Below are 24,417 nucleotides of genomic sequence, written 5' to 3' on the forward strand. Positions count from 1 at the left end.
TGTGTCTAACCCGCAAGGTAGAGCCGATATCAGACGTGTTGGGCGCCGTTCACCTCAATCTCCGCGCCCGAGATATAAGAGCTTTGGTCCGAACACAGATAGTAGATCGCCGCGGCCACCTCCTCCGGCTGACCCAGACGCTTCAGCGGCAGTTTCTTCACGATCTTGTCGGTGCCCGGCGACAGAATCGCGGTCTCCACCTCTCCCGGCGCAATCGCATTGACCCGCACGCCCAGCGGGCCGAAATCATGGGCCATCTCGCGCGTCAGCGCCGCCAGCGCCGCCTTGGATGTGGCATAGGCCGCCCCGGCAAACGGATGCACCCGGCTGCCCGCAATCGACGTCACGTTGACAACAGATCCCTTGGCCGCAGCCAGTTCATCCTTCAGCCCCCGTGCCAGCACCACAGAGGCAAAGAAATTCACGTGGAACACCTTGCCCCAGGTCATCAGGTCGGTATCCAGCGTGCTCAGCCGCTCGCCCTTTGGCCCCTTGGGCGACACGCCGGCATTGTTGACCAGCGCATCCAGCTGCCCGTTCAGCAGCTCCTGTATTTCCCCCACCTTGTTGATGGTGTCCGTCGGGTCGGAGAGGTCCACCTGAACATGGTTTTCCTGCCCTCCCCCCCAGGGGCATTCGGCGGGAAAGGGCTGGCGCGAACAGGTGATCACCCGCCAGCCTTCGGCATTGAACCGCTGCACCGTCGCATGGCCGATGCCCCGGCTTGCACCGGTCAACAACAGGGTCTTCTTGCGCATGTTACCATCCTTGGCCCAAAGCCACTCCCGAGGTTCCGTCTGACAGTCAGACGATCGGCGCCACAACATCGGCACGTTGAGGCGAACCTAGCACCCCAACAGGCAACTGCAATGGGGCGAATACTCTGCCGGATGCTTGGCACAGCGGGCAGAACCGCGTAACACATGGCCCACGCCTGCGCCGTTTGCTGCGGCCAGCTCCAGGGATTGCAACGATGAAGAAACAAGACATGAACCGCGATTGGATTGCTACAGCCGAGACCCTCTCAAGCGCCCTGCCTTATCTGCAGCGCTATGACGGTGCCATCGTCGTGATCAAACTGGGCGGCCACGCCATGGGCAGCGACGAGGCGATGGAAACCTTTGCCCGCGACATCGTGCTGTTGCGGCAGGTCGGCGTGAACCCGGTTATCGTTCATGGCGGCGGCCCGATGATCAATGCCATGCTGGAAAAACTGCAGATCAAATCCGATTTCGTGAACGGCAAGCGGGTCACCGATGCTGCCACCATGGATGTGGTTGAAATGGTGCTGTCCGGCGTGGTGAACAAACGCATCGTGCAGGCGATCAACCGTCAGGGCGGCGCCGGTGTCGGCCTTTCGGGCAAGGATGCAAATCTCATCACCTGCACCCAGGCGGATCCGGATCTCGGCTTTGTCGGGGCCCCGTCGCAGATGGACCCCTCCGTGCTGCACCACCTGTTTGAACAGGACATGATCCCGGTCATTGCCCCCATTGGCGCGGGCCCCAATGGCGAGACCTTCAACATCAATGGCGACACCGCCGCTGGGGCCATTGCCTCCGCGTTGAAGGCCGACCGGCTGCTGCTGCTGACTGATGTCTCCGGCGTCAAGAACGGCGCAGGTGAGGTGGTGACAGAGTTGAAAGCCGCCGACGTCGAGGCGATGACCCGCGACGGTGTGATCATCGGCGGCATGATCCCGAAAACCGAAACCGCGCTGTCGGCCGTCCGCAGCGGTGTGCGGGCCTGTACCATCGTCGATGGGCGGGTGCCCAACGCGGTGCTGCTGGAGCTGTTTACCGACCACGGGGCCGGGTCGATGATCCGCCCCTGAGCTTTACTTGATTGCTTCGGCGCGCTTTACGCCCAATTGACGACGGTGAAATCCCCTTAGGGAAACTGGCCAAACTGCGCTAGACTGTGGCCATGACCAGCCCCCCCGACACGGACAGGGCCGTTGCCATGAATTTTGCAGCGGCACCTGTCGCTGACCCTGTTGAGACCACCCAAGGCTACACCCGGCTGCAAAACGCCGCCGAAAGGCTTGGGTTGGATATCTACGGCGGCTTTCATCCCTCGCCTGCAGACATGTCCCGCTTCCCCGGCGCTTCCTTTCCGGTGGATGCCGCACCCGGCATCCACCATGGCACGCTGATCCTGCTTGGCACGGCGCCATCCTTCTGGTCATATTTCCGCAGCAGCCCAGAGGCGCAGGACGGCGCTGCCGACCCGGTTGACCGCTGGTCGCGCCGCGTCATCACCGCATTGGCAGAAACATGGCAGGCCACACCGGCCTTCCCCTTCACAGGCCCGCCCTATGCGCCGTTTGTGGACTGGGCGCTGGCAACGGGCCGCTGTTTCACATCCCCGTCGCAAATGCTGGTGCATGATCGCTACGGTATGATGATCTCCTTTCGCGGCGCCCTTTATTTCACCACTCCTTTGGACCTGCCGTCGGCACCACGGGCCCAGACGCCCTGCCTCAGCTGCGATACCCGCCCCTGCCTGACCGCCTGCCCGGTGGCCGCCCTGAACGATGGTGGCCCCTATGATCTGGCAGCCTGCCATGACCATCTGGACAGCCCCGCAGGCGCGTCCTGCCTGTCCGCTGGCTGCCTCGCCCGCCGTGCCTGCCCATTGAGCGCAGGCGCTGACCGTCTCCCGGCGCAATCCGCCCATCACATGAGGTATTTTCACATAAAATGACCTGCACGCTGATCCTGACCCGCCACGCCAAATCCGCTTGGGATACTTCCGCCCCCAGCGACCACGCCCGCCCGCTGAACAACCGCGGCCGCCATTCCGCTGCGGCCGTTGGCACTTGGTTGCGCGAGATCGGGATGATCCCGGATCAGGTGATCTCCTCCTCGGCGCAGCGCACCCGCGAGACCTGTGATCTGATGGAGCTTGGGGCGCCTGCGGTCTTTATCGAACGGCTTTATCACGCCAGCGCGGAAATCCTGTTTCAGGTGCTGCGTGAGGCCGAACACAAGCGGGTGCTGGTCTTGGGCCATAACCCCGGCCTGGCCGCCTTTGCCCATTCCATTGTCCGGCACCCACCGGATCATTCCCGATTTGACGACTTCCCCACCGGCGCCACGCTGATCGCCCGCTTCGACATCGACAGCTGGGCCGATCTGACCTGGAGCAGCGGCAAAGTCGCGGAATTCACCGTCCCGCGTGAGTTGCTGGGCGCCTGACCGACGGCCCGCCAGCCCCACACCTTCAAAGTGCCGCCGCCACATCGCCGGGGTCTGCCGCCGTCGCGACTACATCACCATGCAATCGCTCCCGTTGGGCGTGGCGACGGATCTGTGGCATCCTGTCGCTCCCACGCGGGAACCCATGCGCCCCCTCTCGCATATATCCCCTATCATCCGGGGCACTTGAGACCACGCAAATGGAGCCTCCCTGAGATGAACCGCCGATCCTTTCTGCTCACCGCAACCGCTACGCTGCCCCTCGCCACGGGCGCATGGGCCGTCACAGACGCCACCCCGATGATTGAGGTGATGAAATCCCCCAGCTGTGGCTGCTGCACCGGATGGGTGAACCACCTCACCACCTCAGGCTTCCAAACAGAGGTCCGGAATGTCAGCGATGATCAACTCTGGCAGATGAAATCCCGGCTTGGCATCACCGATGCGCTGGCCTCCTGCCACACTGCAATGGTTGCGGGCTATGTGATCGAAGGCCATGTTCCTGCACAAGATATCACCCGCCTTCTCACCGAACGCCCCGATGCTTTGGGTCTCAGCGTGCCCGGCATGCCGATCGGCTCTCCCGGCATGGAGATGGGCGACGACATAGACCCCTTTGCCACGTTGCTGATCCGCGCAGATGGCACCAGCGAGATCTTTGCGCACCACGGCTAGCATCTGCGCAACCGCGTCCTGTCATCTTTCCTGAAATACTCCGGGGGTCAGGGGGCAGCGCCCCCTGCCGGTGCTCCCTGACACTGCCCTAGCCAGGGCCGCAGACCAAAAAAGGCCGGGCAGACGCCCGGCCTTTTCAATATCATAGCAGGCAGACCTCAGTGGCCGAGGATCTGGCTCAGGAACAGCTTGGTACGCTCGCTCTGCGGATTGTTGAAGAACTCTTCCGGCTCATTCTGTTCCACGATCTGCCCCGCATCCATGAAGATCACGCGGTTCGCCACCTGACGGGCAAAGCCCATCTCATGCGTCACGCAGAGCATGGTCATGCCCTCTTCCGCGAGCTCGATCATGGTGTCGAGCACCTCTTTGATCATCTCCGGGTCCAGTGCCGATGTCGGTTCATCAAACAGCATGATCCGCGGCATCATGCACAGCGAGCGGGCAATCGCCACACGCTGCTGCTGACCACCGGAGAGCATGCCCGGATATTTATGCGCCTGGTCGGGGATCTTCACCTTCTCCAGGAAGTGCATCGCCCGCTCTTCGGCTTCTTTCTTGGGCGTCTTGCGCACCCAGATCGGCGCCAGGGTGCAATTCTCCAAGATCGTCAGATGCGGGAACAGGTTGAAGTGCTGGAACACCATGCCAACCTCGGACCGGATCTTGTCGATGTTCTTGAGATCGTTCGACAGTTCGGTGCCATCCACCATGATCTTGCCCTGCTGGTGCTCTTCCAGCGCATTCAGGCAGCGGATCAAAGTGGATTTGCCGGACCCCGACGGACCCGCGATCACGATCCGCTCGCCCTGATTGACGGTCAGATTGATGTCGCGCAGCACATGGAACGAGCCATACCACTTGTTCATATTGTTGATTTCGATGGCAACCTCGTCGCTCACCTGCATTTTGGAGCGGTCGATGGCGCGGTCGGACATAAGTTCAGACATATGTTGAACTCCTTAGTGGTGATCGGTGGCGAGACGACGCTCGAGCCACTGTGAGTATTGAGAGATGCCGTAGCAGACGATGAAGAACAGGAAGGCGGCAAAGCCGAGGAGTTCCCAATAAACGCCGTTCCACTCAGTGGAGGCGAGGATCGGGCCACGGATCATGCCCACCAGGTCGAACATCGAAATGACCGACACCAGCGTGGTATCCTTGAACAGGCCAACGGCCACGTTCACGATACCGGGGATCGAGATCTTCAGGGCCTGCGGCAGGATGATCAGGCGCATCGCCTGCGGATAATCCAGCCCCAGACTGTCTGCTGCTTCATACTGCCCCTTCGGCAGCGCGGCCAGACCGCCCCGGATCACTTCGGCGATATAGGCCGCAGAGAACAGGGTGATCATGATGACCACACGCAGGAACAGGTCCACGGTGGCATCTGGCGGGAAGAAGTAGGACAGCATCACAGACGCCACGAACAACAGGGTGATCAGCGGCACGCCCCGCACGAATTCGATGAAAACGACGCAGATCCACTTGATCAGAGGCATGTTGGACTGACGCCCCAGCGCCAGCGCGATACCAAGCGGCACCGACAGCGACACACAGGTGACACCCAGCATCATGTTCAGCATGAAGCCGCCCAAATCTCGCGAGGGCACAGCCGACAGCATTGCGTTGTCAGACGCCCCTTCCGGGATCAGCAGCCCACCGACATTCCAGACCACGATCGCCGCAACAATCGCACCGAAGAACCCAAGAGCAAAGCTGCCTTTGCCGAATTTCTGAAACACGAACCCGGCAGCAACAAAGCCAAGAAGAGCAACGATCGGCACCAGGATGGAACCACCCCAGATCAACCAGAAGGCCAGGAAAGGATAGATCGCGGTGAAGGCCAGGAGCTTGCGCGGCAGATCAAAGAACAGCACGGGGGCCAATGCAACCAGCAACAACACCAATGCAAGATTGGGGCGCCAATATTCCGTGCCCGGATATTTGAAGCCATAGAGCAGCTGGTTCCAACGCTCAGTCAGGACCGAGAAACAGGCGCCAACCTTGCCATCCAGAACCTCACGACATTCCGCGAGAGAGTTGGTGGTCCAGACGCCGTTCAGCAACCACGGCAGGGTGCTGCTCAGCAGAGCATAAATCAGCGCCAGCGCCGCCAGGGTCAGGATCGAATTGGGGACACTGGAGAACAGATTCTCGCGCATCCATTTATAGACCCCGGTCTCGCGGCCCGGAGGCGGCGCCGGCGGGATCTGGGTTTCGCGGACAAAGGCGACAGTTTGTGCGTGTGTATCGCTCATGTCTCAGCGCTCCTTCAGTTTCACAGATGCGTTGTAGACGTTCATCACCATAGAGATGAGCAGCGACGCGGTGAGATAGAACAACATCAGCAGCAGCACGCATTCGATGGCGCGGCCGGTCTGGTTCAGCGTGATGCCGCCAAGGGTCGCGGTGATGTCGGCATAGCCCACAGCAATCGCCAGCGAGGAGTTCTTGGTGATGTTGAGGAAGTTGGAGATCAGCGGCGGAATGATGACGCGCAGCGCCTGCGGCAGCACCACGAGGTTCATGATCCGGCCCGGACGCAGACCCAGCGCTGCGGCAGCTTCGGTCTGACCCTTGTTGATGGCCTGAATACCCGCACGCACGTTTTCCGCTATGAAGGCACCGGTGTAGATCGACAGAGCAAACCACAGGGCAATCAGCGGCCCACCGATCTTGATACCGCCCTTGAAGTTGAAGCCTTTCAGCTCAGGCACTTCCCAGGACAGGCCCATGACAAACAGGACCAGCGCCAGTGGCACCAGCCAGACGCCCAGGGCAATCAGCTTGGTGTTGGGACGTACGCCGGTTTTTTCCTGCGTTTTGGTCGCGTTGGTCTCAACCCTGCGCATCACAAGGAAGGACCCGACCAACACTGCGATGATCACCAGCCAGTTCAACGCACCCGAGGCGAAGAAACCGCTCTCGAACCAGGGCATCGGGATGTAGACACCACGGTTGGTAAAGGCGAAGAGGTCAAACAGCATGCTCGACGTGGCGTTGTCACCCCGGAATTCCCGAGGCCCCGGCATCACGGCGGTCATGATGGTGAAAATGATGATGATCCAGATGAGAACCGGAATATTGCGGAAGATTTCCACATAAACGGCCATCAATTTGGAGACGAGCCAGTTGTTGGAGAGGCGCAGAACACCCGCAACCACACCAAAGATGGTGGCAGTGATACAGGCAAGAACGGCCACCAGCAGCGTGTTCAGAACACCAACAACCGCCGCGCGCGCATGGCTGGACTGGCTGTCGTATTCGATCAGACGCTGGTTGATATCGTAACCGGATGGATCCCCGAGGAACCCGTATGAGATATTCAGACCCGCGGCCCGCAGGTTCTGAATTAGGTTGTTCCCCAGATACCAGATGGCCAAGGCCAGAACCAGTGCAGCAATCGCCTGGAAGGTCAACGAACGATAGCGGGTATCGTTGACCAACATGGACAGCTGAAACTGTGCCTTTGGAGGGTCAGTGAGAGTTGACATGAATGTGTGATCCCCGTGGCTTATAGGTCAACTGATCGGCGGGGTTGGTTCCCTGCTCGCGTCAGACCTCAAGCGTTTTTGTTAGGATAGGTCGGTAGGAAAAAAGGGCGCAGGTTGGTCCTGCGCCCTTTCCTCAGTCGTTCTTAGCGGAAGGGCGGTGCGTAGAGCAGGCCGCCTTCGGTCCACTGTGCGTTCAGACCGCGTGCCAGACCAATCGGAGTGTCTTCGCCGATGTTCTTCGCAAAGACTTCGCCGTAGTTGCCGCCAGCGCCGATGGCGTTTTTCGCCCAGTCAGCCGACAGACCCAGCATCTCGCCCAGGGTACCTTCGGTGCCCAGCAGACGGTTGATTTCCGGATTCTCGGTACCAGCAGCCATTTCGCCGATGTTGGCGGAGGTCACGCCCAGCTCTTCAGCTGCGACCAGTGCGTTCAGGCTCCAGCGCACAACGTCGCCCCACTCGTGGTCGCCGTGACGAACCAGCGGGCCCAGCGGCTCCTTGGAGATGATTTCGGGCAGCAGAACATGCGCCGAAGGATCATCGAAGGTCGCGCGGGTCGCCGCCAGACCAGAGGCGTCGGTGGTGTAGACGTCACAGGCACCAGCCAGATACTGCTGCTGTGCTTCAGCGTTGGTTTCGATCGGAACCGGCTCGTAGCTGATGTTGTTGGAGCGGAAGAAATCCGCCAGGTTCAGCTCGGTTGTGGTACCGGTCTGGATACAGACGGTCGCGCCGTCCAGTTCCTTCGCGGAGGACACGCCCAGTTCCTTGGGAACCATGAAGCCCTGACCGTCGTAGTAGTTCACACCAACAAATTCGAACTTCAGATCGACATCGCGGCTGAAGGTCCAGGTGGTGTTCCGCGCCAGCATATCGATCTCGCCGGAGGCCAGAGCGGTGAAGCGGGTTTTGCCGGTGGTCGGCACGAATTCAACGGCGGTCGAGTCGCCCAGTACAGCCGCAGCAACCGCGCGGCAGACAGCAACGTCAAAACCTTCCCATTCGCCATTGGCATTGGGCGCTGCAAAGCCGACCAGACCAGTGGTCACGCCGCAGTTCAGCTTGCCACGGGCCTTGACGTCATCCAGCGTTCCCGCCGCAGCGGCACCGGCGGCCAGACCAGCAACAGTCAGCGCACCCAAAATTACCTTATTCTTCATGTTTACCTCTTCCTGATTGTCCGCCTATTTGGCGGCTCTTTTTGCCCGGCACCAGCCATGCCGGAGATAGGTGTTGAAACAGGGTTTTGCCCATTTCGCGACCGAGTGTGGTCGCATTCATCAACAAACGTCAAGTGCGGGATCAGGAATTTCGATGGGCGCATAGCGAACAATTTCGTGGGCGCGAACGATTTTTGCGGCTGCGCGGCAATCTCGGTAATATATTGCGCTAACAGGAAAAATCGTAGAACCGCTTAGCGTGTAAAAACGCACGGCGTTTCAGGTCAGCAGTGGCCTGGGCCTCTTCGTCCTGGCCCCATTGCTGCTCCTGCCACAGCTCATCCAGCCGTGACATCTCCCAGATCTGATCCGCCGGGCGCCAGCCCTTTGCCGCTGCAAACCCAAGGACCAAGGACCCTGACATCGCCACCAGATCGTGGAAGGCCGCCAGCTGAAATGGTGTCATTTCATGGACTAAGCCGCGCAACCGCGCCAGCGCCTCGGGGTTTTGCGGTGCATGCAATATCCCGGAACGCGGCTCCAGCCGGGCGCCGAGCGTTTCCGCTGCCCACTCCAGCGCCGGGTCCCAGATCTCGGCCTGACGCTGCACCAGCTCGGCCGGCATCTCCGCGCGGTAGCACAAAAGATCGGAATCGCCGTAGTCCGACAGCATATCCGACACTTCGCCATGCTGATGCGACACCTTGTCGATTGCAGCATTTGCAGAACGCGTTACCGGCATCGTCGACGGGTCGACTGATTCGGTCTGCGCCTCCCATTCCGCCGCAATTGCCTCGGCCATGTCGCGACCCGGCACAGCAAGCGCAGCTTTTGCCGGAGTTTTTACGCGCCGCCCGTCCAGTTCCACCGCAAACCCATTCTCGGTTTCTGCCACCGAGACGGTTTTCCAGAATCGTTTCTGTTTCCACTCGCTCATATCGTCAGTCTTTCCAGATGTTCTGCAACAGCGGCGCAAGGTCGGCGAAGCTGTCGATAATGTGATCCGCCCCCAGCTGGTCAGCGGGGTGAAACCCCCAATCCACGGCGATGGTGCGCACACCGGCGGCCCGGCCCATATCGATGTCAAAACTGGTGTCGCCGATCATCACGGTATGCTCAGGCAGTACCCCGGTCTCGGCCATTGCCCGCAGCACCATGGACGGATGCGGTTTGGACGGGTGGTGGTCCGCACATTGCCGGGTCACGAAACACCGCAGCTCATGTGCCGCGATCAGCGCATCCAATCCACGTTGAGATTTGCCGGTGGCCACCCCGAGCAAATAGTGCGGCACAGCGTTCAGCTCCGTCAGCACCTCCGCCGCACCGGGGTAGAGCGGCGAATGCCCGGCACCTGCAGCCAGGCGGGCGGATTTATAGGCCGACTTGTAGCCCTCGACCAGCTCTGCCTGAACACTGGCATCTAGCGTTGGGGCCAGTTCGGCAATCGCCAAGGGCAGCGACAGGCCAACGATCGACAGAATTTCTGCCCGGCTCGGCGCCGCCAGTCCGACCCCGTCAAAGGCAGCCGCCATCGCCGAGGTGATGGCACCCTGGCTGTCTGCCAAGGTGCCATCCACATCAAACAGGATCAGGCGCAAGTCACCGCTCATCTGTGCAGCCCCTTATTGCAGGCTCTCAAACGGATCTTCTGCTGCCAGATCTTCGGACCAGCCAAAGGTGTCCCAGCTGTCCTTCATGTGATCGGGCAAAGGTGCTGTGATCGACAGCGGCTTTTTCGTGGTCGGATGCTCAAACGCCATACGGCGGCAGTGCAAATGCAGCTTCTTGGAGATAATCCCCCCCAGCTGCGCACCCCAGCCATCGCCGAGGTTTTCCTGACTGGAGCCACCGTATTTGCCGTCACCGGCAATCGGGTGACCGATCTCGGCCATATGCGCGCGCAGCTGGTGGGTGCGGCCGGTGATCGGCTCCATCGCAACCCAGGCCGCACGGCTGGCCACACGGTAGAGCGTGGCATAATGGGTGTGCGAGCGTTTGGCGCCGGGTGTGCTGTCCACCTCATTGGAATGGATGGCGATCATTTTCTCGCCCTCGCCCGATTTGCCGTGTCCCGGCGCCTTCACCAGCCCGCATTTGATTTCACCGAGATAGGGCGTCGGCACCCCGGCCACCAGCGCCCAATAGATCTTGCGGGTGGCGCGATGGCGGAAGGCTGCGGTCAGCGACTGCGCCGCCAGACGGGTGCGCGCCAGCACCAATACACCTGAGGTGTCCTTGTCCAGACGATGCACCAGACGCGGCTTTTCCTCCGCATCAAACTGCAAGGCGGCACTCAGCCCGTCGACATGTTTGGTGGTGCCGCTGCCGCCCTGCACCGCCAGACCTGCCGGTTTGTTCAGCACGATGACCGCATCGTCCTTGTAGATCACACAGCCCCGGATCATCTTGGCGTCCGCTTCGGAAATCCGGTAGCTCGGCGCCTCCGCCGGTTTCAGATCGCTTGCCCCAAGCGGCGGCACGCGCACCACCTGCCCGGCTGCCACGCGGCTGTTGGCCTTCACCCGGCCTCCATCCAGACGCAATTCGCCCTTGCGGCACATCTTCTCGATCCGCCCCTGGCTCACATGCGGGAACAGCCGCCGCAGCCAGCGGTCAATACGCTGGTCTGCGTCGTCTTCACTGACGGTAATCATCTGTACGCCGCTCATGCGAACACTCCTCTGGCGGCCATCAGGCCGAAAAACAGCCCGCCGACCGACAGGCCCACGGACAACAGCACATAGAGCGCAGCCTGCCCGAAGGCGCCGCGCTCGATCAGGGTGGCCGTCTCAAGCGAGAAGGCCGAAAACGTTGTGAAACCGCCCAGAAGGCCAGTCATCACAAAAGGGCTCAGGTGGGTCAGCCCCTTATGGGCGGCCGTGACAACAAAGGCGCCCATCAGAAAGGAGCCGATCACATTCACCGTCAGAATCGCCACCGGAAATTCTCCCACCCCAAATAGGCGGGACATCCCCAAACCGACCAGATAGCGGCAGGCAGCACCGATCGCGCCGCCCAAGGCCACATATAGAACCGAAAAAACCATCAACGGTCTGTCGCCGGCTGGCGCTTGGATGTCAAGTTTTGCGCAAGCATGGCAGCATTGCGCAGCGGCGCAGGCCCGTCACCTTTCCCAAAATACTCGCGCCGCAGGCACCGGCTTTGTCCCGCAAAGCCGGATCAGCTGTTCCGTTTGGCGCGCAGATTGGCAAAATACTCGGTCCGGCGCTTCAACTCGCGCTCGAACCCGCGCTCAACCGGCTGATATAGCACCGGACGTGGCACATCGTCGGGAAAGTAGTTCTGTCCAGAAAACCCATCTGCCGCGTTGTGGTCGTAGTCATAACCGTCACCGTAACCTTGCGACTTCATCAACTTGGTCGGCGCATTCAGGATATGTTTCGGCGGCGGGGCGCTGCCGGTCTGCTTCGCCAGTCGGCGCGCCGCCTTATAGGCCATGTAGCCGGCGTTGGTTTTCGGCGCGAGGGCCAGATAAATCACCGCCTGCGCCAGCGCCAGCTCGCCCTCTGGACTGCCCAGACGCTCATAGGTTTCCCAAGCCTGAATGCAGATACCCTGCGCCTGCGGGTCAGCAAGGGCGATATCCTCAACCGCCATCCGGGTCAGGCGGCGGGCCAGGTATCGGGGATCCTCTCCCCCCTCCAGCATGCGGGCGAACCAATAAAGGGCTGCGTCCGGGTCCGAACCGCGAACGGATTTATGCAGCGCGGAAATCAGATTGTAATGCTCATCACCGGATTTGTCGTATTTCGCCGCCCGCCGCATCAGCCGTGCGGCCAGCGCCTCACGCCCCAGCGGGCTCTCCACCTTCCAGGCCGCAACCTGTTCGATCAGATTCAGCAGGGCGCGCCCGTCGCCATCGGCCATCTCCTGCAAGGCGTCCCGCGCATCCGGGGTCAGCGGCAGGGCGCGATCCAGTTCCTGCTCCGCCCTCTGGGTCAGCCGTTCCAGATCGGCAAGGCTCAACCGCTCCAGAACCAAAACCTGCGCGCGGCTCAGCACAGCGGCGTTCAGCTCAAAACTCGGGTTCTCGGTCGTGGCCCCGACCAGAAGGATCGTCCCATCCTCCATATGCGGCAGGAACCCGTCCTGCTGGGCCTTGTTGAATCGATGGATCTCATCCACGAAGAGCAGCGTGCCCTGCCCGTTCTGGCGGCGGATCTTGGCGGCCTCGAACACTTTCTTCAGGTCCGGCACACCGGTGAAAATGGCCGAGATCTGCACAAAATGCAGATCCGTCTCCCGCGCCAAGAGCCGCGCGATGGTGGTCTTGCCCACACCGGGTGGCCCCCAGAAAATCAGCGACGACAGGGAGCCGGAGGCCAGCATCACCCCGAGGGGGGCTTCCTCACCAAGGACCTGCGCCTGACCGATCACCTCTGCCAGCGACTGCGGACGCAGGCGATCCGCCAGCGGGCGGTTCACCTCCGACTGTGGGTCCGGGCGGGGGGCGGCATCGCCACTGTCAAAGAGATCCGCCATGATCAGAGCCGGTAGCGCAGCGAGACGCGCTGGCCCTGCCGGTTGAGATCAACCTTCATCCAGCGGCCAACAGTCGCCAGCACAGCAGACACATCAGCGGGCGAGGCAATCGCCTCATTGTTGATGCCCAGAATGATATCCCCTGCGCGCAGACCGACGCGGCCGCCATAAGCGCCGGGGTCGGTGATCACCACCCCGTCAGAGGACATCGGCAGCTGGAACCGTAGGATCGACTGCGGATTGATCCGCGCGACCGTCAGCCCCGGCAGCGGCGTGTTTTCATCAAGGCTGAGCGGATTGGCAGGTGGCTCATCCGGGGCCAGCATCATTTCCACCGTCAGCACCTCGCGTTCGCCTGCGCGCAAACGGGTAACCTCTGCCGTATCGCCGAGCCCGGTAACGGACATGCGGAACACCATCTCCGACGGGGAGTTCACCGCCTGCCCGGCCACGTCAAGGATCACATCGCCGACCTCGAACCCCGCCTTGGTGAATGGGCTGAAGGGGTGCAGTTCGGAGATCACCATCCCCTCCGGCAGATCCATCCCCAGCGAGGCGGCAAGATCCGCATCCACCGGTTGCCCCATCATCCCGGCCCAGGGGCGCTGAAATTCCTCGGCCCCGTCGTGGGCCTGCCGCATGAAGGCCCGCACCAGATTGGCCGGGATGGCGAAGCCGATGCCGTTGGAGCCGCCGGAGCGGGTCACGATGCGGGTGTTGATACCGATCAGATCGCCATTGACGTCAATCAGCGCGCCACCGGAGTTGCCGGGGTTGATTGGCGCATCTGTCTGGATGAAATAGCCAATCCCCTCCCCCGTGGCGGCGCCACTGCGCGCCAGACCTGAGACAATCCCGCTGCTGACCGTCTGACCAACGCCGAAGGGATTGCCGATGGCCAGCGCCAGCTCACCCACCTCAACCCCGTCACTGTCGCGCAGCTCCAGATAGGGCAGGTCTTCGGCCTCTTCCAATTGCAGAATGGCCAGGTCACTGGCCTGATCCGCCAGCACCACCTGTGCGGCATATTCACGGCGGTCGGTGGTCACCACCCGGATATCCGTTGCCATGCCAACAACATGGTAATTCGACACCACGATTCCATCCGGTGACAGGATCACGCCAGAGCCGAGGGAGTTCTGCACACGGGGCTGAGGCTTCGACAATCCGCGAAAGAAATCATCAAAGAACGGGTCATTCATGAAGGGCGTGCGGCGCTGTTCGTGAACAATCTTGGCGTAGATATTGACCACTGCCGGCGCGGCCTCTTTCACCAGCGGCGCGAAACCGAGGGAAATCTCTGCCTGATTCTGCGGCACACGGGTATCCGCGAGCGCCTGTGTAGAGGGGATCTGAGTGGCCAGAAACAGGCCCGCTGCGGTCAGGATTGCGCGAAACATGACGACTCCGATTGTTCTTGTGAACAGGATATGCGGACCGGAGGCATCTTTTACAAGGTTGGATTTGCGGGGGAAAAACGCTGCATTTTCACCCACCCACTTTCAGCCCACCGCGCGGAGTGCGAAAACGAAAAACCCCCGCCCTGTTGCCAGAGCGGGGGTCAGGTCCGGTCAGATGACCGATCTGATTATTCGTCAGCAGCAGCTTCTGCTTCGGCCAGACGTGCCTTATCGGCGGCGCCTTTGGCATCGCGATCACGATCAACGAATTCGATGATCGCCATCGGTGCCATGTCGCCATAGCGGAAACCGGCTTTCAGGATACGGACATAGCCGCCCTGACGGTCTTTGTAGCGCGGGCCCAGAACCTCGAACAGTTTTGCGACGTCCTTGTCTTCCTTCAGCTTGGACGCGGCCTGACGACGGGCGTGCAGGTCGCCGCGCTTTGCCAGGGTGATCATCTTTTCGATGATCGGGCGCAGTTCTTTTGCTTTGGGAAGGGTTGTCTTGATCTGCTCGTGCTCGATCAGCGAGCCAGCCATGTTGGAGAACAGGGCCTTACGGTGCTCATGAGTACGGTTCAGGCGGCGGTAACCACGTGCGTGACGCATTTTGATAGTCCTTTGATCTGCGTTTTTGCTTTGTCAGGCTGCTGATGCGTGTCAGCGGCTCACCTTGGGGCGTGTGCCCTTGTTGTCCCCGGCACATCCGGGCATTTCGGGCGGCCCGTAAGCCGCCCAATCTTTTAGAAGCTGTCTTCGAACTTCTTGGCCAGATCTTCGATGTTGTCCGGCGGCCAGTCCTCGACGTCCATGCCGAGGTGCAGACCCATGCCCGACAGCACTTCTTTGATCTCGTTCAGCGACTTGCGGCCGAAGTTCGGCGTGCGCAGCATTTCTGCTTCGGTCTTCTGGATGAGATCGCCGATGTAGACGATGTTGTCGTTCTTCAGGCAGTTTGCCGAACGGACAGACAGTTCCAGCTCGTCCACTTTCTTCAGCAGAAGCGGGTTGAACTCGAGACCATCATCGTCGTCCTGACGGTTTGCCGATTCCGGTTCGTCGAAGTTGACGAAGATCGACAGCTGGTCCTGCACGATACGGGCCGCGTAGGCGACCGCGTCATCGGGCGTGATGGAGCCGTCTGTTTCAATCTTCATGGTCAGCTTGTCGTAGTCCAGAACCTGACCTTCACGGGTCGGCTGAACGTCATAGGAGACCTTCTTGACCGGCGAATAGATGGCGTCGATCGGGATCAGGCCGATGGGCGCATCTTCAGGCTTGTTCTTGTCAGCAGAGACATAGCCCTTGCCGGTGTTGACGGTCAGTTCCATGAACAGATCCGCACCATCATCAAGGTGGCAGATCACGTGTTCACGGTTCAGCACTTCGATGCCAGCGGATTCGGAGATGTCACCGGCGGTGACAACTGCGGGGCCTTTGGCATTGATCGAAAGACGCTTGGGGCCTTCGACTTCCATGCGCAGCGACACACCTTTGAGGTTCAGGATGATGTCGGTGACATCTTCGCGAACGCCGGCGACGCTGGAGAATTCATGCAGGACGTTGTCGATCTGCACGGAGGTGATGGCGGCGCCTTGCAGCGAGCTCATCAGGACGCGGCGCAGCGCGTTGCCCAGTGTCAGACCAAAGCCGCGCTCCAGCGGTTCAGCCACGACGGTGGCCTGGCGTGCGGGATCATTGCCCGGCTTCACGTCAAGCTGAGTCGGCTTGATCAGTTCAGCCCAATTCTTGTGGATCATGCGGTCCCTCCATTCCTGTCTATACCTCATGTCCGAAGGTACAGACGCCCGAGGTTTCAAATGGCGTACTGGGGCCTTGCAGAAATCGCAAAGCCCCAGCAAAAATCAGTGTCGCTTAGACGCGACGGCGCTTCGGCGGACGGCAGCCGTTGTGCGCGATCGGGGTCACATCACGGATCGAGGTGATGTTGAAGCCCACTGCAGCCAGAGCGCGCAGTGCGGATTCACGGCCCGAACCGGGGCCCTGAACTTCGACTTCCAGGGTTTTAACGCCGTGTTCCTGCGCTTTTTTGCCTGCGTCTTCAGCAGCCATCTGAGCCGCATAAGGAGTCGATTTACGCGACCCTTTGAAGCCCATGGTGCCTGCGGAGGACCAGGAAATCGCATTGCCTTGCACGTCCGAGATCAGGATCTTGGTGTTGTTGAACGATGAGTTCACATGTGCAACGCCGGAGGCGATGTTCTTGCGCTCTTTGCGCTTGGTACGAGTCTTATCGCGTGCCATTGATCAAACCCTCCCTTATTTCTTCTTACCAGCAATGGCCTTTGCGGGGCCTTTGCGAGTACGAGCGTTGGTGTGGGTACGCTGACCGCGAACGGGCAGGTTACGACGATGGCGCAGACCGCGGTAGCAGCCGAGGTCCATCAGACGCTTGATGTTCATCTGAACTTCACGGCGCAGGTCGCCTTCGACGGTGTAGTTGGCGTCGATGTGCTCACGCACGGCCAGAACTTCAGCGTCGGACAGCTCGTTTACACGACGGGTTGCGTCGATGCCTACGGCTTCGCAGATGGCTTCAGCAGAGGTCGTGCCAATGCCAGTGATATAGGTGAGGGCGATCGGTACCCGCTTTGCAGTCGGGATGTTTACGCCGGCAATACGTGCCACGTGTCACTTTCCTTTTCGTTGCGGTTCCGTAGCGCCGGAACCTTTTTTCACAACGCTTGACCTTGGCAGTGTCGCCCGTTGGTCCAGCATTTCGAGGTGGTCAGGGCAGCAGAAATTGCACGCACCTGTGATGATTCCCAGAAGGGATGGGGTTCCCTATGTGGAAATCGCACTATGGTCAACCCGTCGGCAAGACTGGGGCCGAAGTTTCCCCCAAGGTCAACCACCCGCAGCGCAATTTGTGTTGTTTTTCTGCCAGCGCGCGACCAGCGCACAAAAAACGCCCCGGCCAGGGTGGCGCGGGGCGTTTGTTCAAATCCAAACGGATCGGGCGATCAGTCGCCCATGATCCAGCCGAGGTTTTTGCGGACCTCTTCGATGGAAGCCAGACCGTCGAGACGCTGCAGGTTGCCCTTGGCATAGTAGTAGCCGATCAGCGGCGAGGTCTTCTTGTAGTATTCCATCAGACGGGTGCGGAGGCTTTCCTCGTTGTCGTCCGGGCGGCGTTTCTGGCTGGTGCCACCGCAATTGGTGCATTTGCCATCCTCAGGCCAGGGCTTGGTCTCGTCGTGATAGACCTCACCGCAATCGCCACAGGTGGAGCGACCGGTGATGCGGGCGACCAATGCGGTATCATCCACCTGCATCTCAATCACCGCATCCAGTTTCTGACCGGTTTCGCGCAGCAGTTCCGCCAGCGCATCCGCCTGAGCGAGCGTGCGGGGGAAACCGTCGAAGATGAAACCGCCCTCGGCCCCCTCCTCGATCTTCTCGCGGATCAGACCGATGACGATCCGGTCGGTGACCAACTCCCCCCGGGCGATGACCGCGGCAACGCGTTTGCCCATCTCGCTGCCCGACGCCTGCGCATCGCGCAGCATGTCGCCGGTGCTCAGCTGAACCATATTACGTGATTCAACCAGATAACGCGCTTGTGTTCCTTTGCCCGCGCCGGGCGGGCCCAGAAGAATAATATTGCTCATCGGCGTGCAGGTCCCCGTCGTGTCCGTTTCTTATTGCGACCGCGCAACTGGCTCTTTTCAATGAGACCTTCGTATTGATGCGCAAGCAGGTGGCTTTGTGCCTGTTGAATGGTGTCCATCACAACAGAAACCACAATCAACACGGAGGTACCGCCAAAGTAAACCGGGATTGCAAGCTGACCGCGCAGGATTTCCGGCAACAAACATACAGCTGCCAGATAGGCAGAGCCCAGAACCAGCACGCGGTTGACCACATATTCAAGGTACTCAGCAGTCTTTTTGCCGGGGCGGATACCTGGGACAAAACCGTTCTGGTTCTTCAGGTTATTGGCCACCTCGTCCGGCTTGAAGGATACGTTGAAGGTGTAGAAATAGGCGAAGAACACGATCATGCCGACGAAGAACAAAAGGTAGAGCGGCTGACCGGGGCCGAAGTTGGCCAGCAGCCAAGACATGATCGGACCGCTGGTCGCATTCGACGAGAAGGTGGAGATGGTCACCGGCAGCAGCAACAAGGACGAAGCAAAGATCGCGGGAATCACGCCTGCCGGGTTCACCTTGACCGGCAGGTGGCTGGAACCACCGTCATAGACCTTCATGCCGACCTGACGGCGCGGATACTGGATGTGGATCTTGCGCAGGGCGCGTTCCATGAACACCACGAACATGATGATGGCGATCATCATCAGGATCACCGCGACAATCACCGCCGGGCTGATGGCACCGGAGCGGCCGGAGGCCAGGAACTGGGCAATTGCGGCAGGCACCTCGGCGATGATGCCAACGAAGATGATCAGGGAGATACCATTGCCGATGCCGCGTTGGGTGATCTGCTCGCCCAGCCACATCAGAAACATGGTGCCGCCTACCAACGTGATCATGCAGGCAAGGCGGAAATACAGGCCCGGATCCGTCGCCAGATCGCCCGATTCGAGCGAGACCGCGAGGCCATAGGCCTGCGCCGTGGCCAGAAGCACGGTGCCGTAACGGGTGTATTGGTTGATTTTCTTGCGGCCCTGCTCGCCCTCTTTTTTGAGCTGTTCGAGCGCCGGGACCATCGAGGTCAGCAGCTGCACAATGATCGACGCCGAAATATAGGGCATGATGCCAAGTGCAAAGATGCCCATACGGCCAAGCGCACCGCCGGTGAACATGGACACCATGCCCCCGATGCCCTGCCCTGCCGAGGTCATGAACTGGCGCAGTGCATCCGCATCAATCCCCGGGACGGGAATATAGGTGCCCAGGCGATAGACAATCAAAAGCCCGAGCGTAAACAGGATGCGGTTGCGCAGATCCGTGGCTTTGCCAAGAGCGGCCCAGCTGGTGTTCGCCGCCATTTGTTCTGCTGCTGATACCATAAAAAAGGTCTCTTCTTGCGAAAACGCCGCCCAGGGCCGTTTTCCGGCTCGGGCGGCGTTAATGGAAAACTGAAGACTATGTAAGCGGCATCGACGCCGCTCACAAGCTGTTACTCAGCTGCGGCAGTGTTTGCCACGGTCAGGGCGCCACCAGCCTTTGCGACTGCGTCAACGGCGGCCTTGGAGGCGCCGGTCACAGCGATGGTTGCCTTGGCAGTGAAGTCACCCTTTGCCAGAACGCGGATACCGTCCAGTTTACGGCGTACCAGACCCGAAGAGATCAGGGTATCTTCGGTAATGGAACCGGCTTCCAGCTTGCCTTCGTCGATGAATTTCTGGATCAGGCCCAGGTTCACAACAGCGTAGGACTTACGGTTCGGCTTGTTGAAGCCGCGCTTCGGCAGGCGTTGGTAGAGGGGCATCTGGCCACCTTCGTAGCCATTGATCGAGACACCCGAACGGGATTTCTGACCTTTGATACCACGGCCACCCATTTTACCTTTTCCGGAACCCGGACCACGGGCAACGCGCATACGTTTTTTGGAGGCACCTGGATTGTCGCGCAGTTCATTGAGTTTCATATCGCTTCTCCTTTGCCGGAACTGCCCCCGAAGCGGATTAGGGCAAACACGGCGTTTCTTGGTTTTCTGATTCTGCAGCCCACAGGACCACCGGGGGCGTATAGACCCGATGCGGGGCGGGATCAAGGGTTGTATGATCAAGGTCCCAGTTAGTGCTCAACGCTCCGACGCTGACTGTAAAGAGCTAAGGTATCCAACAGTGCCTTGGAAGTAATTGTACAACTCATCCATATCACGGGAAAGACGCACAACATCAATGAGCTTCACGCTGAGATCTATTGGCTCACCTGAGGGTTTGGTTGAATAACGAAACGCTGTGGAGTCGTGATCAACACCGTTGAACTGCTCGATTACAGAGTTCACTTTCCCATCAGCATTTGGGTCGCCTTCAACACCGAACCCTTCCATTATTTCGCGAACCTTTTTCCATTGCACAGTTAAGGAGTGGCTCCTCCAATCTGGGTTCACCTGAACGTCTTCGCCGAACCAAAGGACTATCTCTTTGAGACTCAACTCCAGAAAGTGCCGATATAGATGCAGTATTAGGTATATTTGAGTGTTCTGCTGCCATGGGGAACTTAACCCTGCGATCAGTGCATCTGCAGCCTCTTTGTAACCACTTACCATCAGCGAGAGGCGTTTGCTTGGGTCCGCCGTCAACTCAATATTAGAGTGAAAGTCGTTACTAGGGCCGAACGTCTTTCCTTTGCCCTTCGGCCAATTGAAATTGCTGATGTCTAAAAGGTCTGTAAAAGACTTTGCCATGTATCCGCCCCACTCCCTCTAAAATTCGAATGTAGGTGCACACAAAACACCCGCCAAGGCTTCTGCCCTGTCGGTTACTGCTATTGCAGGTCTGTTACGGTGTCCGTTGCGTCTGTGGCCGACCGGTAAAGGGTGGCGGCGCCGCCGGGGGATTTGGGACGGGATCTCTCCCGTGCGTGGATAATATTATCGTGCTCCCCGGCTGCCACGCCGGGGCCCTGGTCATCGGTGCCGGAGGTGTCAGGTCCGGCGGGTGATCGCGATCCTGTGCAGAATGCCACGGCCGCATGAACGGATCATGGAGCGGGCGGGCGCTGGGGTCGCAACGGCCAGCTACTGGCCGACATCGCGCCTCTTATTGGCACCGCCGCCTCAGAAACCAAAAACGCCCCCGCAAAGCGGAGGCGCGTCCAGTCCGGCCCCTGAGGGAGGAGAAAGAGCCGGTCTGACACTTGGGCAACCCAGGGGCGACAGCATTACTGCAATCTGCCCCGGGTGGCAAAGCTCAGTGGCCGTAGGCCTGAACATGGGCGATATGCGGGATATCGCAGCGACGCACGCCGATATCGGCCAGATCGCGGTTGGACAGGCCGTCCAGCTCGGCGAAGGTTCGTTTGTACTCGGCGCGACGCGCCCAGCTATCCTTGATCTCTTCTGCTAGGCCGCGCAGGCGGGCGATCAGATTGAAGCCAGTGTCGGTGGTGTTGATGACATGTGCCATGGTATTGGTCCTTTCTCTGGCCGGACGAATTTCCGGCTGTTCTCAATTGTGTCTGTTTCAGTGACACCCGTGAGATAGGCGCAAATGTTTGCGCAAACAACTGACAGCTCGGACTGCCCGCTATGCATGCCAAGCATAGGAGGTGACTCAAACGTTAACCCGCCCATCCGGGCTGCGTTCTGGGGTTTCTGCACCTCCGGACACATGGACCCGTGGGCACACAGCCCCAACAGGCATCGGCGTGAGAGCCTGACATACATGAGCAACAGGTTGGCCAGACAAAAAAAACGCCCCGAAATCGGGGCGCTTTCTGTATTCTTGGCTCATGCGAGAGAGGCTTAGTCGCGCTCTTCGATGATCTCAACCAGATGCGAGATCTTGTTGACCATACCGCGTACGGAAGGGGTATCTTCCAGTTCGCGAGTCTTGTGCATCTTGTTCAGGCCCAGGCCAACGAGGGTAGCGCGCTGGTCTGCGGGGCGGCGGATCGGGGAGCCGATCTGCTTAACAACGATGGTTTTTGCCATGTGTCCGTCTCCTTACGCTTCTGCTTCAGCGGCAGGTGCTTCATCCCGCTTGGGCAGGATGTCGGCGACTTTTTTGCCACGACGCTGAGCAACCGAACGGGGCGACTGCTCTTTTTTCAGACCGTCCATAGTGGCGCGGATCATGTTGTAGGGGTTCTGCGAACCGATCGACTTCGAAACAACGTCTTTGACGCCGAGCATTTCGAAGACAGCACGCATCGGACCACCTGCGATGATACCGGTACCTTCAGGTGCGGTGCGCATGACAACTTTGCCTGCGCCGTGACGGCCGTGCATGTCGTGATGCAGGGTGCGGCCTTCTTTCAGCTGCACACGGATCATCTGACGCTTGGCCTGCTCGGTGGCTTTACGAATGGCCTCAGGGACCTCTTTCGCTTTACCTTTACCGAAGCCGACGCGGCCTTTCTGATCGCCAACAACCACAAGAGCGGCGAAGCCAAAGCGCTTACCACCTTTTACGGTTTTCGACACCCGGTTGATCGCGACCAGACGGTCAGCAAATTCTGGTGTTTCTTCTTCGCGGCGGCCACGGCCACGGCGATTTTCACGTTCTGCCATGAGGCAATCCTTTTTTTCTGGCGACAAGCGCCTGACGTATACTCAATCCAGGTGGGCAAGGGCCGAACCGGCCCACCCCCGGATCATCGGGATGGCGCGAACGCCATCCACCTTGACTTAGGGTGCGCCCCGCGTTCCCGGACAACCGAGAACACAGAGCGCAGATCCTTAGATCTTCAGGCCGCCTTCACGCGCAGCGTCGGCCAGAGCCTTCACCTTGCCGTGAAACAGGAAGCCGCCACGATCGAAATAGGCCTCGGAGACGCCTGCCGCCTTGGCGCGCTCGGCGATAACCGAACCCACTTTGGTGGCTGCTTCGACGTTGTTCTTGCCAACGAGACCCAGGTCTTTTTCCAGGGTCGATGCCGAAGCGAGGGTCACACCACGTACGTCGTCGATCAATTGAACAGAGATGTTCTTGTTCGAGCGGTGCACGGACAGGCGCGGACGGCCTGCGTTGACCTTGCGAAGCTTGTTCCGGACGCGCAGCCGGCGCTTCAGAAACAGGGTGCGTTTGCTGTTTGCCATTTTGCTGGTCCTTACTTCTTCTTGCCTTCCTTGCGGAAGATAAACTCGCCTTTGTAGCGAATGCCTTTGCCTTTGTAGGGCTCGGGACGACGCCAGTCGCGGATTTTGGCCGCAACTTCGCCAACGAGTTGTTGATCATTACCTTCGACAACGATTTCGGTCTGCTTCGGTGCGGTAATGGTGATACCTTCCGGAGCAGTGAAATCAACGTCGTGGCTGTAGCCCAGGTTCAGCTTCAGGGTGTTGCCCTGCATCTGAGCCCGGTAACCCACACCCTGGATCTCCAGCTCTTTTTTGAAGCCGGAGGTCACGCCTGCAACAAGGTTTGCGACCATAGTGCGGGACATGCCCCACTGCTGGCGCGCGCGCTTGGATTTGCCGCGGGGGTCAACTTTGACGACATTGTCGTCAACAGTCAGGGTGACGTCGTCGGTCGCGGTGAAGGTACGGGCGCCTTTCGGGCCTTTGACTTCGATGGTTTGGCCGGACACAGAAGCAGTTACGCCGCTGGGAAGTTCGACCGGTTTTTTACCAATACGGGACATCGTGGGGCCTCCTTAGAAGACGGTGCAGAGCACTTCGCCGCCAACGTTGGCTGCGCGTGCGCTTGCGTCCGACATCACACCCTTGGGGGTGGAGACAATCGACACACCCAGGCCCTGACGGACCGACGGGATGTCATTGACGCCCATGTAAACGCGACGACCGGGTTTGGAGACCCGCTTCAGTTCACGAATGACAGGTTCGCCGTCGAAGTACTTCAGGCTGATTTCGAGAGCCGGGTGGCCCTTTGCATCAGTCGCAGACTCATAACCGCGGATGTAACCCTCTTGCTTGAGCACATCCAGAACCCATGCACGCAGCTTGGAAGCCGGTGTCATGACAGTGGATTTGCCGCGCATTTGCGAGTTACGGATACGGGTGAGCATATCGCCGATAGGATCGTTCATATCAGTCTCTCCCTTACCAGCTCGATTTCACCATGCCGGGGATCTGGCCATTCGAGCCCAGTTCCCGCAGAGCGATACGGCTGATCTTCAGCTTACGGTAGTAAGCGTGAGGACGGCCGGTCAGCTGGCAGCGATTGTGCAGACGGGTTGCCGACGAGTTACGCGGCAGTTTCGCCAATTCGAGGCGCGCTTTGAAACGCTCTTCCATCGGGCGAGATTCGTCGTTTGCGATTTCTTTCAGCTCGGCACGCTTTGCGGCGTATTTTGCCACCAGGCGCTCGCGCTTCTTCTCGCGTTCGATCATGCTTTTCTTAGCCATGTCTCTTCCTTCCCGCG

The 24,417-nt window shown here is 59.8% G+C and carries 30 protein-coding genes; 4 read left to right on the top strand and 26 right to left on the bottom strand.

Annotation, left to right across the window (positions count from 1 at the left end):
- Positions 1-29: 29 nt before the first annotated feature.
- Entirely contained in the window at positions 30-758 is a 729-nt protein-coding gene (locus D1820_RS10080) for an SDR family NAD(P)-dependent oxidoreductase (protein WP_118068887.1), read from the bottom strand.
- A 215-nt stretch (positions 759-973) separates the two neighbouring features.
- Here D1820_RS10080 and argB point away from each other — a divergent pair, with 215 nt between their 5' ends.
- From argB to D1820_RS10100, 4 genes are all read left to right on the top strand, one after another.
- The gene (gene argB, locus D1820_RS10085; RefSeq protein WP_118068888.1) at positions 974-1,834 is read left to right on the top strand and encodes an acetylglutamate kinase; all 861 of its coding nucleotides are present in this window, start codon (positions 974-976) and stop codon (positions 1,832-1,834) included.
- A 128-nt stretch (positions 1,835-1,962) separates the two neighbouring features.
- The gene (locus D1820_RS10090; RefSeq protein WP_118070134.1) at positions 1,963-2,706 is read left to right on the top strand and encodes a ferredoxin; all 744 of its coding nucleotides are present in this window, start codon (positions 1,963-1,965) and stop codon (positions 2,704-2,706) included.
- Positions 2,703-3,200 carry a histidine phosphatase family protein gene (locus tag D1820_RS10095; RefSeq protein WP_096872672.1) on the top strand — a complete coding sequence of 166 codons (498 nt, stop codon included), beginning with the start codon at positions 2,703-2,705 and terminating at the stop codon, positions 3,198-3,200. The genes D1820_RS10090 and D1820_RS10095 overlap by 4 nt, the downstream gene beginning before the upstream one ends.
- A gap of 216 nt (positions 3,201-3,416) precedes the next feature.
- Positions 3,417-3,875, top strand: a complete 459-nt coding sequence (locus D1820_RS10100; protein ID WP_118068890.1) for a DUF411 domain-containing protein — start codon at positions 3,417-3,419, stop codon at positions 3,873-3,875.
- Between the two features lie 158 nt (positions 3,876-4,033).
- Here D1820_RS10100 and D1820_RS10105 read toward each other — a convergent pair whose 3' ends face one another.
- The 25 genes from D1820_RS10105 to rpsN form a co-directional block, all read right to left on the bottom strand.
- A complete protein-coding gene (locus tag D1820_RS10105) occupies positions 4,034-4,825 on the bottom strand; it encodes an amino acid ABC transporter ATP-binding protein (protein ID WP_040174773.1) in 792 nt (263 codons plus the stop codon).
- A gap of 12 nt (positions 4,826-4,837) precedes the next feature.
- Positions 4,838-6,136 (bottom strand): amino acid ABC transporter permease, encoded by a 1,299-nt coding sequence (locus D1820_RS10110; RefSeq protein ID WP_118068892.1) that lies wholly within the window; start codon positions 6,134-6,136, stop codon positions 4,838-4,840.
- A gap of 3 nt (positions 6,137-6,139) precedes the next feature.
- Complete coding sequence (locus D1820_RS10115) at positions 6,140-7,372, bottom strand: amino acid ABC transporter permease (protein WP_118068893.1); 1,233 nt, start codon at positions 7,370-7,372, stop codon at positions 6,140-6,142.
- A 143-nt stretch (positions 7,373-7,515) separates the two neighbouring features.
- Positions 7,516-8,532, bottom strand: a complete 1,017-nt coding sequence (locus D1820_RS10120) for an amino acid ABC transporter substrate-binding protein (protein ID WP_014875973.1) — start codon at positions 8,530-8,532, stop codon at positions 7,516-7,518.
- A 229-nt stretch (positions 8,533-8,761) separates the two neighbouring features.
- The gene (locus D1820_RS10125) at positions 8,762-9,469 is read right to left on the bottom strand and encodes an ATP12 family chaperone protein (RefSeq protein ID WP_118068895.1); all 708 of its coding nucleotides are present in this window, start codon (positions 9,467-9,469) and stop codon (positions 8,762-8,764) included.
- A gap of 4 nt (positions 9,470-9,473) precedes the next feature.
- Complete coding sequence (locus D1820_RS10130; protein ID WP_118068896.1) at positions 9,474-10,142, bottom strand: HAD-IA family hydrolase; 669 nt, start codon at positions 10,140-10,142, stop codon at positions 9,474-9,476.
- A 12-nt stretch (positions 10,143-10,154) separates the two neighbouring features.
- A complete protein-coding gene (locus D1820_RS10135) occupies positions 10,155-11,201 on the bottom strand; it encodes an RluA family pseudouridine synthase (RefSeq protein WP_014875976.1) in 1,047 nt (348 codons plus the stop codon).
- Positions 11,198-11,578, bottom strand: a complete 381-nt coding sequence (gene crcB / locus D1820_RS10140) for a fluoride efflux transporter CrcB (RefSeq protein WP_118068898.1) — start codon at positions 11,576-11,578, stop codon at positions 11,198-11,200. Before crcB ends, D1820_RS10135 begins: the two co-directional genes overlap by 4 nt.
- A gap of 134 nt (positions 11,579-11,712) precedes the next feature.
- Positions 11,713-13,035 (bottom strand): replication-associated recombination protein A, encoded by a 1,323-nt coding sequence (locus tag D1820_RS10145; RefSeq protein WP_118068899.1) that lies wholly within the window; start codon positions 13,033-13,035, stop codon positions 11,713-11,715.
- A gap of 2 nt (positions 13,036-13,037) precedes the next feature.
- Positions 13,038-14,435 (bottom strand): trypsin-like peptidase domain-containing protein, encoded by a 1,398-nt coding sequence (locus D1820_RS10150; protein ID WP_118070136.1) that lies wholly within the window; start codon positions 14,433-14,435, stop codon positions 13,038-13,040.
- A 188-nt stretch (positions 14,436-14,623) separates the two neighbouring features.
- Positions 14,624-15,046, bottom strand: a complete 423-nt coding sequence (rplQ, locus tag D1820_RS10155) for a 50S ribosomal protein L17 (protein ID WP_014875980.1) — start codon at positions 15,044-15,046, stop codon at positions 14,624-14,626.
- 134 nt (positions 15,047-15,180) lie between these two features.
- Complete coding sequence (locus D1820_RS10160; protein ID WP_014875981.1) at positions 15,181-16,197, bottom strand: DNA-directed RNA polymerase subunit alpha; 1,017 nt, start codon at positions 16,195-16,197, stop codon at positions 15,181-15,183.
- A 115-nt stretch (positions 16,198-16,312) separates the two neighbouring features.
- The gene (rpsK, locus tag D1820_RS10165) at positions 16,313-16,702 is read right to left on the bottom strand and encodes a 30S ribosomal protein S11 (protein ID WP_014875982.1); all 390 of its coding nucleotides are present in this window, start codon (positions 16,700-16,702) and stop codon (positions 16,313-16,315) included.
- A gap of 15 nt (positions 16,703-16,717) precedes the next feature.
- The gene (gene rpsM / locus D1820_RS10170; protein ID WP_014875983.1) at positions 16,718-17,086 is read right to left on the bottom strand and encodes a 30S ribosomal protein S13; all 369 of its coding nucleotides are present in this window, start codon (positions 17,084-17,086) and stop codon (positions 16,718-16,720) included.
- 335 nt (positions 17,087-17,421) lie between these two features.
- Positions 17,422-18,069, bottom strand: a complete 648-nt coding sequence (locus D1820_RS10175; protein ID WP_118068900.1) for an adenylate kinase — start codon at positions 18,067-18,069, stop codon at positions 17,422-17,424.
- Positions 18,066-19,430 (bottom strand): preprotein translocase subunit SecY, encoded by a 1,365-nt coding sequence (gene secY / locus D1820_RS10180; protein WP_118068901.1) that lies wholly within the window; start codon positions 19,428-19,430, stop codon positions 18,066-18,068. Before secY ends, D1820_RS10175 begins: the two co-directional genes overlap by 4 nt.
- Positions 19,431-19,540: 110 nt before the next feature.
- Positions 19,541-20,011, bottom strand: coding sequence for a 50S ribosomal protein L15 (rplO, locus tag D1820_RS10185; RefSeq protein WP_014875986.1), 471 nt, complete (start codon positions 20,009-20,011; stop codon positions 19,541-19,543).
- A gap of 156 nt (positions 20,012-20,167) precedes the next feature.
- The gene (locus D1820_RS10190) at positions 20,168-20,776 is read right to left on the bottom strand and encodes a hypothetical protein (protein ID WP_118068903.1); all 609 of its coding nucleotides are present in this window, start codon (positions 20,774-20,776) and stop codon (positions 20,168-20,170) included.
- Positions 20,777-21,281: 505 nt separating this feature from the next.
- Complete coding sequence (locus D1820_RS10195) at positions 21,282-21,497, bottom strand: DUF1127 domain-containing protein (RefSeq protein WP_118068905.1); 216 nt, start codon at positions 21,495-21,497, stop codon at positions 21,282-21,284.
- 338 nt (positions 21,498-21,835) lie between these two features.
- Positions 21,836-22,024, bottom strand: a complete 189-nt coding sequence (gene rpmD, locus D1820_RS10200; protein ID WP_014875992.1) for a 50S ribosomal protein L30 — start codon at positions 22,022-22,024, stop codon at positions 21,836-21,838.
- Positions 22,025-22,036: 12 nt separating this feature from the next.
- Positions 22,037-22,603, bottom strand: coding sequence for a 30S ribosomal protein S5 (rpsE, locus tag D1820_RS10205; protein WP_014875993.1), 567 nt, complete (start codon positions 22,601-22,603; stop codon positions 22,037-22,039).
- Between the two features lie 168 nt (positions 22,604-22,771).
- A complete protein-coding gene (rplR, locus tag D1820_RS10210) occupies positions 22,772-23,131 on the bottom strand; it encodes a 50S ribosomal protein L18 (protein ID WP_014875994.1) in 360 nt (119 codons plus the stop codon).
- A gap of 11 nt (positions 23,132-23,142) precedes the next feature.
- Complete coding sequence (gene rplF, locus D1820_RS10215) at positions 23,143-23,676, bottom strand: 50S ribosomal protein L6 (RefSeq protein ID WP_014875995.1); 534 nt, start codon at positions 23,674-23,676, stop codon at positions 23,143-23,145.
- Positions 23,677-23,688: 12 nt separating this feature from the next.
- Positions 23,689-24,081 (bottom strand): 30S ribosomal protein S8, encoded by a 393-nt coding sequence (gene rpsH / locus D1820_RS10220; protein ID WP_014875996.1) that lies wholly within the window; start codon positions 24,079-24,081, stop codon positions 23,689-23,691.
- A gap of 13 nt (positions 24,082-24,094) precedes the next feature.
- A complete protein-coding gene (gene rpsN, locus D1820_RS10225) occupies positions 24,095-24,400 on the bottom strand; it encodes a 30S ribosomal protein S14 (protein WP_040174804.1) in 306 nt (101 codons plus the stop codon).
- Positions 24,401-24,417 lie beyond the last annotated feature (17 nt).

Origin of the sequence: Phaeobacter sp. LSS9 (genome assembly GCF_003443595.1) — a bacterium.
Lineage (GTDB): Bacteria > Pseudomonadota > Alphaproteobacteria > Rhodobacterales > Rhodobacteraceae > Phaeobacter > Phaeobacter piscinae.

Excerpts from the sequence above, each read along its gene's own strand:
- D1820_RS10125 (WP_118068895.1), bottom strand. The coding sequence starts at position 9,469 with ATGAGCGAGTGGAAACAGAAACGATTCTGGAAAACCGTCTCGGTGGCA.
- rplR (WP_014875994.1), bottom strand. The coding sequence starts at position 23,131 with ATGGCAAACAGCAAACGCACCCTGTTTCTGAAGCGCCGGCTGCGCGTC.
- D1820_RS10100 (WP_118068890.1), top strand. The coding sequence starts at position 3,417 with ATGAACCGCCGATCCTTTCTGCTCACCGCAACCGCTACGCTGCCCCTC.
- rpsH (WP_014875996.1), bottom strand. The coding sequence starts at position 24,081 with ATGAACGATCCTATCGGCGATATGCTCACCCGTATCCGTAACTCGCAA.
- D1820_RS10130 (WP_118068896.1), bottom strand. The coding sequence starts at position 10,142 with ATGAGCGGTGACTTGCGCCTGATCCTGTTTGATGTGGATGGCACCTTG.
- D1820_RS10195 (WP_118068905.1), bottom strand. The coding sequence starts at position 21,497 with ATGGCACATGTCATCAACACCACCGACACTGGCTTCAATCTGATCGCC.
- D1820_RS10110 (WP_118068892.1), bottom strand. The coding sequence starts at position 6,136 with ATGAGCGATACACACGCACAAACTGTCGCCTTTGTCCGCGAAACCCAG.
- rplO (WP_014875986.1), bottom strand. The coding sequence starts at position 20,011 with ATGAAACTCAATGAACTGCGCGACAATCCAGGTGCCTCCAAAAAACGT.
- D1820_RS10190 (WP_118068903.1), bottom strand. The coding sequence starts at position 20,776 with ATGGCAAAGTCTTTTACAGACCTTTTAGACATCAGCAATTTCAATTGG.
- D1820_RS10105 (WP_040174773.1), bottom strand. The coding sequence starts at position 4,825 with ATGTCTGAACTTATGTCCGACCGCGCCATCGACCGCTCCAAAATGCAG.
- D1820_RS10080 (WP_118068887.1), bottom strand. The coding sequence starts at position 758 with ATGCGCAAGAAGACCCTGTTGTTGACCGGTGCAAGCCGGGGCATCGGC.
- rplQ (WP_014875980.1), bottom strand. The coding sequence starts at position 15,046 with ATGCGTCACGCACGTGGTTACCGCCGCCTGAACCGTACTCATGAGCAC.
- rpsK (WP_014875982.1), bottom strand. The coding sequence starts at position 16,702 with ATGGCACGCGATAAGACTCGTACCAAGCGCAAAGAGCGCAAGAACATC.
- D1820_RS10115 (WP_118068893.1), bottom strand. The coding sequence starts at position 7,372 with ATGTCAACTCTCACTGACCCTCCAAAGGCACAGTTTCAGCTGTCCATG.
- D1820_RS10145 (WP_118068899.1), bottom strand. The coding sequence starts at position 13,035 with ATGGCGGATCTCTTTGACAGTGGCGATGCCGCCCCCCGCCCGGACCCA.
- D1820_RS10135 (WP_014875976.1), bottom strand. The coding sequence starts at position 11,201 with ATGAGCGGCGTACAGATGATTACCGTCAGTGAAGACGACGCAGACCAG.
- argB (WP_118068888.1), top strand. The coding sequence starts at position 974 with ATGAAGAAACAAGACATGAACCGCGATTGGATTGCTACAGCCGAGACC.
- secY (WP_118068901.1), bottom strand. The coding sequence starts at position 19,430 with ATGGTATCAGCAGCAGAACAAATGGCGGCGAACACCAGCTGGGCCGCT.
- D1820_RS10175 (WP_118068900.1), bottom strand. The coding sequence starts at position 18,069 with ATGAGCAATATTATTCTTCTGGGCCCGCCCGGCGCGGGCAAAGGAACA.
- rpsE (WP_014875993.1), bottom strand. The coding sequence starts at position 22,603 with ATGGCAGAACGTGAAAATCGCCGTGGCCGTGGCCGCCGCGAAGAAGAA.
- D1820_RS10160 (WP_014875981.1), bottom strand. The coding sequence starts at position 16,197 with ATGATCCACAAGAATTGGGCTGAACTGATCAAGCCGACTCAGCTTGAC.
- D1820_RS10090 (WP_118070134.1), top strand. The coding sequence starts at position 1,963 with ATGAATTTTGCAGCGGCACCTGTCGCTGACCCTGTTGAGACCACCCAA.
- rplF (WP_014875995.1), bottom strand. The coding sequence starts at position 23,676 with ATGTCCCGTATTGGTAAAAAACCGGTCGAACTTCCCAGCGGCGTAACT.
- D1820_RS10120 (WP_014875973.1), bottom strand. The coding sequence starts at position 8,532 with ATGAAGAATAAGGTAATTTTGGGTGCGCTGACTGTTGCTGGTCTGGCC.
- D1820_RS10150 (WP_118070136.1), bottom strand. The coding sequence starts at position 14,435 with ATGTTTCGCGCAATCCTGACCGCAGCGGGCCTGTTTCTGGCCACTCAG.
- crcB (WP_118068898.1), bottom strand. The coding sequence starts at position 11,578 with ATGGTTTTTTCGGTTCTATATGTGGCCTTGGGCGGCGCGATCGGTGCT.
- D1820_RS10095 (WP_096872672.1), top strand. The coding sequence starts at position 2,703 with ATGACCTGCACGCTGATCCTGACCCGCCACGCCAAATCCGCTTGGGAT.
- rpmD (WP_014875992.1), bottom strand. The coding sequence starts at position 22,024 with ATGGCAAAAACCATCGTTGTTAAGCAGATCGGCTCCCCGATCCGCCGC.
- rpsN (WP_040174804.1), bottom strand. The coding sequence starts at position 24,400 with ATGGCTAAGAAAAGCATGATCGAACGCGAGAAGAAGCGCGAGCGCCTG.